The organism is Ruegeria sp. F12 (genome assembly GCF_056533885.1).
This window is the reverse complement of record NZ_JBQFOV010000003.1, coordinates 401,954-408,740: the sequence shown is the minus strand read 5'-3', so window position 1 is coordinate 408,740 and position 6,787 is coordinate 401,954. Positions and strand designations below refer to the sequence as shown.

At 60.4% G+C, this 6,787-nt stretch carries 6 protein-coding genes; 1 reads left to right on the top strand and 5 read right to left on the bottom strand.

Annotation, left to right across the window (positions count from 1 at the left end; translation table 11 throughout):
- Positions 1-30: 30 nt before the first annotated feature.
- Entirely contained in the window at positions 31-1,353 is a 1,323-nt protein-coding gene (locus ACR0CA_RS06755; protein WP_480897879.1) for a 3-deoxy-D-manno-octulosonic acid transferase, read from the bottom strand.
- A 1-nt stretch (position 1,354) separates the two neighbouring features.
- On the bottom strand, positions 1,355-2,362 hold the full coding sequence (gene moaA / locus ACR0CA_RS06750) for a GTP 3',8-cyclase MoaA (RefSeq protein ID WP_170788356.1): 1,008 nt from the start codon (positions 2,360-2,362) through the stop codon (positions 1,355-1,357).
- A gap of 90 nt (positions 2,363-2,452) precedes the next feature.
- Between moaA and ACR0CA_RS06745 the strand changes: the two genes are divergently transcribed.
- Complete coding sequence (locus ACR0CA_RS06745; protein ID WP_170788357.1) at positions 2,453-2,875, top strand: hypothetical protein; 423 nt, start codon at positions 2,453-2,455, stop codon at positions 2,873-2,875.
- Here ACR0CA_RS06745 and ACR0CA_RS06740 read toward each other — a convergent pair.
- From ACR0CA_RS06740 to glmU, 3 genes are read right to left on the bottom strand one after another with little or no spacing between them, the layout of a single operon-like run.
- On the bottom strand, positions 2,863-3,552 hold the full coding sequence (locus ACR0CA_RS06740) for a DNA alkylation repair protein (protein ID WP_480897885.1): 690 nt from the start codon (positions 3,550-3,552) through the stop codon (positions 2,863-2,865). The two genes, ACR0CA_RS06745 and ACR0CA_RS06740, sit on opposite strands and share 13 nt — an antisense overlap.
- Positions 3,552-5,372: a glutamine--fructose-6-phosphate transaminase (isomerizing) gene (gene glmS / locus ACR0CA_RS06735; protein ID WP_480897877.1), complete on the bottom strand. Its 1,821-nt coding sequence runs from the start codon at positions 5,370-5,372 to the stop codon at positions 3,552-3,554. Before glmS ends, ACR0CA_RS06740 begins: the two co-directional genes overlap by 1 nt.
- A 3-nt stretch (positions 5,373-5,375) precedes the next feature.
- A complete protein-coding gene (glmU, locus tag ACR0CA_RS06730) occupies positions 5,376-6,728 on the bottom strand; it encodes a bifunctional UDP-N-acetylglucosamine diphosphorylase/glucosamine-1-phosphate N-acetyltransferase GlmU (protein WP_480897875.1) in 1,353 nt (450 codons plus the stop codon).
- Positions 6,729-6,787: the final 59 nt, after the last annotated feature.

The window sequence follows — 6,787 nt, the reverse complement described above, 5'->3', positions numbered from 1 at the left end:
GGGCTCTGGCCCCACGCCCCCGGGATATTTTTAGCCAGATGAAGTGGGATCCTGACGTTTCAGGTTAAGCTGGGCGCAAAGTGTTTCGACGATGTCGTCCAGTGCGTTTTTTTGAGAGTTTACGCAGGTTTTCGCAGCTTCGCGGGCTGCGTTCAGTTTGGTTGGATCAGACAGCCATTGGGTCACAGCCTTCGTTAACTCTGGTGCTGTTCGTACCTCGGTTGCGCCACCTGTTTCGATCAGAGGGGCGAAGGTCTCGGCGAAGTTGAAATAGCCGGGACCGGTGATCACGGCTGCGCCAGCTTGGGCAGGTTCGAACGGATTATGGCCACCGATTTCCCTGAGGGACCCGCCGAGGAACACAATAGGGCAGAGCGCATACCAGGTGCCGGTTTCACCCAGCGTGTCGGCGACATAGATTTGTGCATCCTGCGCAATGGGTTGCGACGCAGAGCGGAAGGCTGCCGTTAGGTGAGACTGTTGGATCAGCGCGGCGACGTCGCCTCGACGCTCGGGGTGGCGAGGGATCAAGAAGAGCAGCAGGTCGGGCCAGCGGTTCAGCAGTTCGGCATGGGCCGACAGTACGGTTTCCTCTTCTCCGGCGTGGGTCGAACTGGCGATCCAGATGGGGCGGTCACTGATTTGGGTTCGAATTTCCTCAAGTGTGGTGCGGTCCACCGGTAGCGGGTCGGACATCGCTTTGAGGTTCGTGCCCGGTTTCACGCGGGTTTCTGGGGCACCCATGGCAATCAGGTTACGGGCGGTTTTGTCGTTTTGGGTCAGGAAAAGGGTGAATTGGTCCAGAAGGAAACGCGCTGTTTGGGGCCGTTTTTTCCACCCCTCAACCGATCGATCTGAAAGTCGTGCATTCAGCAGCGCCAGAGGTGTGTCGCGATTGTGGGTTTCGGTGATAAGCCGCGGCCAGATTTCGCTTTCGACAAAGATGGCAGCATCGGGTCGCCAGTGGTTCAGAAAGCGCCGGACCGGGCCAGCTGCGTCCAAGGGCGGGTATTGATGGCGCGTCCGGGGCGGCATACGCTTTTCGATGAGCGCCGCCGATGTGGGTGTTCCTGAGGTGATCAGGAAGCTGGCATCTGGCAGCCTTTCGCCCAGACGTTTGATCAGAGTGATGACCGACAGAGTCTCGCCCACACTGGCGGCGTGAAACCAGATGAGTTGGCCTTTGGGGCGCGGTTGGCTGGCGTGACCCAGTCGCTCATGTTGGCGCAGGGTTGGGACTTCTGCCGCCAGAAGTTTCTTGCGCACCGCGCGCCATACGAAAGGGGCCGCCACAGCAGTCAGGCCGCAATACAAATGGTAAAGCAGCGTCGGTCGGCCAGAAGGGGCGGCCATGTCAGCCGCCTGTGTGGCTCATGTGGCGGCTCATTTTGCCATCCACCGACTGGCGGGAATAGTCGAAATCATGCCCCCTGGGCTTGAGGTCGATTGCGGCTCGGATCGCCTCTTCCAGCGGTTGCTCGGTGTCGGGATGGTCGCGCAGCGCACCGCGCAGGTCTGCCATATCCTCTTGCCCGAGGCACATATACAGCTCACCGGTGCAGGTCAGGCGCACGCGATTGCAGCTTTCGCAGAAATTGTGCGACAGTGGCGTGATGAAGCCGATCTTTTGGCCTGTCTCTTCCAGACGGACATAGCGCGCGGGTCCACCGGTGCGTTCGGCCAGGTCGGACACTGTGTAGTGGTTTTCGTATTCCTTGCGCACATCTTTCAGTGACCAGTATTGGTCCAACCGGTCTTCGTTGCCGATATCCCCCATGGGCATCACTTCGATCCAGGTCAGGTCCATGTCGCGTTCGGCACACCATTTTGTGATCGTGGGGAGCTCTTCTTCGTTGAAGCCTTTCAACGCAACCGCATTGATTTTGATCCGCAACCCGGCCTTTTGCGCCGCATCAATTCCGTTCAGAACTTGCTTGAGACGTCCCCAGCGGGTGATCTGAGCGAATTTGTCCTCGTCCAGCGTATCCAGCGAGATATTCACCCGCCGTACGCCAGCGGCGTAGAGGTCATCGGCAAAGCGATGCAGTTGTGATCCGTTGGTGGTCAGCGTCAGCTCTTTCAACGCGCCGCTGTCCAGATGCCGGGTCATGGCGTTAAAAAACGTCATGATATTGCGGCGTACCAACGGCTCGCCCCCGGTGATCCGTAACTTTTCTACGCCCATGTTCACAAAGGTCGAACACATGCGGTCCAGCTCTTCCAGCGTCAGCAGGTCCTTTTTGGGCAGGAACTTCATGTCCTCGGACATGCAGTAGACACAGCGGAAATCGCAGCGGTCCGTGACGGAGACGCGGAGATAGGTGATGGCGCGAGCGAACGGGTCGATAAGTGGAGCAGTCATGCGACATAGGTAAAGCGCCACCCGCCCTGCGACAAGGGCGAACTGTGCTTTGCGCTGGTACAGATGCGCGCACGGCAGTAGGGTTTGGGCATGAGATATGCGCTTTTGCTATGCTGTATTCTGGTCGCGGGGTGCGATGCAGTCCGATCGACCACGGATCGAGTGTTCAACCGGGGTGAACCGGCTGCCGCACCCGAGCCCGAAGAGGCTGTGGTTGAAGAGGTTGCCGAACCCGAACCGGCCCCAGCAACCGCTGCCGGTTGGATTGGGGCCAAGACCACGATTGCCAGCTTGGGCGATCCGACGACGCCGGGGCGCTGGATGCAGACACCTCTGGTCGAGACGGAATTTACCGGGCGGGTGCTTGTACCCCGTACTGGCGCGCAGGCTTATATCACGCTGGTTCCCGCACCGGGGCCCGAAGGCGGGGGGAGCCGCCTGTCGCTGGACGCGATGCGAGAGCTGTTGTTGCCCTTTGATGAACTGGTCGAGCTAGAAGTCTACTCCAACTGATCTTTCAGGTACTTGCCTGCTTCGCGGCGGGCAAAGGGTTTCATCGCCAGGCCATGCGTTTGCAAAAAGGCGATGACGCGCGGTGCGTCGTGCTTGGACAATTCGCGCAGCCACCACGCGATAGATTTCTGGATGAACCAATCACGGTCAGGCACATAGCCCGCAGCCCAGCCCAGAATCCGATCCCGGTGTTTCAGGTCGTCTGGTTTGGGATGGTTATGTTTGGTCCAAGGCAGGGTAGCGACCAAAGCCGCGCGACGGGTCCACATGTGCTCGGATGTCGTCCAGCGTTCGACCTGATCCAACCGCGCAGGATCGGCGGACAGGCGTTTCTGCATTGCCATACAGGCGTGGTCGGCAACGGCCCAGGCGTCGAAATCGGGCAGCCAGCTTTGCAGCAGATCCCATGCCGCTTCATCTGGCCGGATGCGTGCCTGCGTCAGCAGCTTGGCGGAGGCGATGCGCGCCTCGTGAATATTCGTCTGCCAAAGCGCATCTGACAGAGCGACGCGGTCCGACACATCCAGCTCTTGCCGCCAGCTTTTGGTCAGATCATTCAGAACCGGATTGGGCACTCCCAGATAAGCGCGGTCCACCTTGTGATAGGCGGCGGCCTGCTGAGCGCGCTCGGCATCCGCGTGCGCCTTGATCTGGTCCATATAGACGGCGGCTTGCATCATTCGACCGTGACGGATTTCGCCAGATTGCGCGGCTGATCCACATCGGTGCCCTTTGCGACCGCCGTGTGATAGGCCAGCAACTGCGCCGGAACCGAATAGAGGATCGGTGCAAGGCTGGGATGGATATGGGGCATGCGAATAGTGCTTTGAACCCCGTCCTTGGCCTCGGCGATGCCGTCATCGTCGGAAACGAGGATCACCTTGCCTTTACGTGCCATCACCTCTTGCATGTTCGACACCGTCTTGTCGAAAATCGCATCGCGCGGGGCCATTACCACCACGGGCATATGCTTGTCGATCAAGGCGATGGGCCCATGTTTCAGCTCACCCGATGCGTAACCTTCGGCGTGTATATAGCTGATTTCTTTTAGTTTAAGCGCGCCTTCCATTGCCAGTGGGAACATGAGGCCGCGACCCAGAAACAGAACGTCGCGCGCCTCGGACAGACGTTGGGCAGCGGCGCGGATGGCATCGTTTTGCTCCAGCGCTGTGTTCAGCACTGATGGCAGGCCACGCAAGGCGGCGGCGTGATCAGCCAGTTGCTTGGGCGTCAGAGTGCCGCGATCAGCGGCCGCTTTCAGCGCCAGCATCAGCAGCACGCTGAGCTGGCAGGTGAAGGCTTTGGTCGATGCCACGCCGATCTCGACCCCAGCGTGGATGGGCAGCGCGATGTCGCTTTCCCGCGCGATTGAACTTTCGGGAACATTGACCACCGAGACGATCTTGTCGGCTTTGCCCTCGCAATAGCGCAGCGCGGCCAGCGTGTCGGCTGTCTCGCCCGACTGGCTGACGAACAAGGCTGCTGTGCGACCGGGAATGGGCGGTTCGCGATAACGGAACTCGCTGGCGATATCGACCTCGACGGGGATCTTGGCCAGTTGCTCGAACCAGTATTTCGCGGTCAGACAGGCGTAGAAAGCGGTGCCGCAGGCGACCATGGTCAGACGGTCCAGCTTGGTGAAGTCCAGATCGCCGGGCAGGGTGATCTCGTCCCCGCCCGTGCGCAGATAGGACCGGATCGCCTCGGCCACGACAACGGGTTGTTCGGCGATTTCCTTGGCCATGAAATGCTTATGGCCGCCCTTGTCGGCGCGGGACTGGTTGATCTTGATCTGGCGGACTTCCCGATTGACCAACTCACCGGTTTCGTTGCGGATCTCCAGCGAGGTGCGGGTCAGCACCGCGCGGTCACCCTCTTCTAGATAGGTGATGCGGTCGGTTAGCGGGGCCAGTGCGATGGCATCTGAGCCTACGTACATCTCGCCATCCCCGTGACCGACGGCCAGCGGAGAGCCCTTGCGCGCCGCCACGATCAAATCGTCCTGACCGTCGAAAAGGAACGCTAGCGCAAAAGCACCCTCAAGCCGGTCGATGGTTTTGAATGCGGCGTCAACCGGCGACAGGCCCGTATTCAGGAAATGCTCGGCCATGAGGGCGACGGTTTCGGTGTCAGTTTCGGTTACGAAACCCACCCCATGCTCGGCCAATTCGGCGCGCAGCTCGCGGTAGTTCTCGACGATCCCGTTATGCACCACGGCCACGGGGCCCGCCTGATGCGGGTGCGCATTGGTCACCGAGGGTACGCCGTGTGTGGCCCAGCGGGTATGGCCGATACCCGACTTCCCGGGCAGGGGGTCATGTACCAGCAAATCGCTAAGGTTCACCAGCTTGCCTACGGCCCGTCTGCGTCCTAACGCGCCGTTGTTCACGGTCGCAATCCCGGCGCTGTCATAGCCGCGATATTCAAGACGCTTCAGCGCCTCGACCAGAATGGGGGCAACCTCGTGTTCGCCCAAAACGCCTACGATACCACACATGGGTCAGGCTCCTTTATCGCGGCGAGCCTTTTTCGCCTTGAGCATGTCAAAAAGTTTGCGCGCATAGCCGGGTTTGTTGTCCTGCTTGGCCCGTGCTACAGCCAGAGCGTCGGGCTCGACGTCGCGCGTGACCACCGTGCCGGTCGCCGTCATCGCGCCGTCACCCAAGGTCACGGGGGCAACCAGCATGGTGTTTGATCCGATGAACACATTCTCACCAATCGTGGTCTTGTGCTTCATCACCCCGTCATAGTTGCAGGTGATCGTACCCGCTCCGATATTTGTTGCCGCACCAACAGAGGCATCCCCGATATAGCTGAGGTGGTTGACCTTAGCCCCTTCGGCGACCTCGGCATTCTTGATTTCGACGAAATTCCCGATGCGCGTGTTCTCGGCCAGTTCAGTGCCGGGGCGCAGGCGGGCATAGGGGCCGACGATAGCTCCGCGGCTGACATGGCAGCCTTCCAGATGCGAAAACGCCCGGATCGTCGCGCCACTTTCGACGGTGACACCGGGGCCAAAGACCACGTTGGGCTCGATCACCGTGTCCCTTCCGATGATCGTATCGGCGGCCAGATAGACGGTTTCCGGAGCCATCAAGGTTACGCCCAGATCCAGCAGGTCTGCGCGGGCGCGAGCCTGGAATACCGCATCAGCAGCGGCCAGATCAGCACGCGAGTTGACGCCTAGCGTCTGCGCCTCGTCACAGGCAACAGCGGTGACTTTCAGATCCCGGCTGCGGGCGATCTCGACCACGTCAGTCAGGTAGTATTCCTCGGACGCGTTGTCATTGCCTACCGCGTCGATCAACGAGAGCAAGGTTAGTGCGTCACAGGCCAAAAGCCCAGAGTTACAGAAACTTATCGCGCGTTCCTCATCCGAGGCGTCCTTGTATTCTACGATCCGTTCCAGCGTGTCTCCGTGCATGACCAGACGGCCATAGCGGGCGGGATCGGCGGCCTCGAACCCCAGAATGACCAAATCATTCTGTGCGCGTGCCTCGATCATGCGTTCCAGCGTGTCGGGCTGCAGAAACGGCGTGTCACCGTAAAGGATAACCACGTCGCCTTCGAACCCCTCCAGCGCGGGGCGGGCCTGGGCGACGGCATGGGCGGTGCCCAACTGCTCTTCCTGCTCGGCGATCTGCGCGGCCTCATCCTCGGCTGTGGCGACCTTGGCAACGGCCTCGGACCCATGGCCGGTGACGATCACGGTGCGCTCGGGCGACAGCACGGCCCCTGCGCGCATGGCATGGACCAGCATCGGGGTTTGCGCGATGGGATGCAGAACTTTGGGGATATCCGAATTCATCCGGGTGCCTTTTCCGGCGGCGAGGATGACAAGGGCGGTGCTCATGAATTCGTTTTCTCTTTGTGTTTTGTTGGCGACCGTTTTATCCGCTGGGGGCAAAGGCG